Below are 693 nucleotides of genomic sequence, written 5' to 3'. Positions count from 1 at the left end.
AATTGGCGGTGAATTTGTTCACGTATAGGTCAATGTGTGCTTGTGCCACTTCAGGCTCAAGCTCTTGAGAGTGGTGCATCACATACTCCTGCGATACCTCCGGGTGAGCCCACGCATATTGGACCGACTCACGAATCCAACCAGCGATCGCATCCAGATCGAGGGAGCGGCGGGCAATGATTGCCCCCAGCGGAATTGGCAGATTAGTGTCAGACTCCCACCAACTGCCCAAGTCGGTCATAAGGCTTAGCCCATAGGACGGGTATGTGAAGCGCGCTTCGTGGATCACCAACCCGGCATCAATCGCACCATCGCGCACCGCCGGCATAATCTCGTGGAATGGCATCACCACAATCTCGCCGACTCCCCCCGGAACATTTTGGGCGGCCCACAACCGGAACAGCAGATAGGCGGTTGATCGTTCACTAGGAACCGCCACTCGTCGGCCGGACAGCACTGCCGGGTCATGGTTGCTGGCCACACCGCTTTTCGTTAGGACCAGTGGCCCACAGCCTCTGCCCAATGCCCCTCCGCATGGAAGCAGTGCATACTCTGATAGCACCCACGGCAGGGCAGCGTACGAGATCTTGAGTACATCCAATCCATTGGAACCAGCTGCCAGGCTGTTGGTAATGTCAATGTCCGCGTACATAACATCAAGCTCCGGCGCGCCGGGTATCAACCCGTGCACCC

The 693-nt window shown here is 57.6% G+C and carries 1 protein-coding gene; it reads right to left on the bottom strand.

The genetic code is table 11. The features are described from left to right. Positions 1 to 691: 1,4-dihydroxy-6-naphthoate synthase (locus MXD62_RS09910; RefSeq protein ID WP_368862370.1), on the bottom strand; the 691-nt coding region annotated here is incomplete at its 3' end. Positions 692 to 693 lie beyond the last annotated feature (2 nt).

Origin of the sequence: Frankia sp. Mgl5 (assembly GCF_023242985.1) — a bacterium.
In the GTDB taxonomy this organism is placed as follows: domain Bacteria; phylum Actinomycetota; class Actinomycetes; order Frankiales; family Frankiaceae; genus Parafrankia; species Parafrankia soli.
The sequence above is the reverse complement of the archived record's forward strand: the minus strand, read 5'-3'. Positions and strand labels throughout refer to the sequence as shown.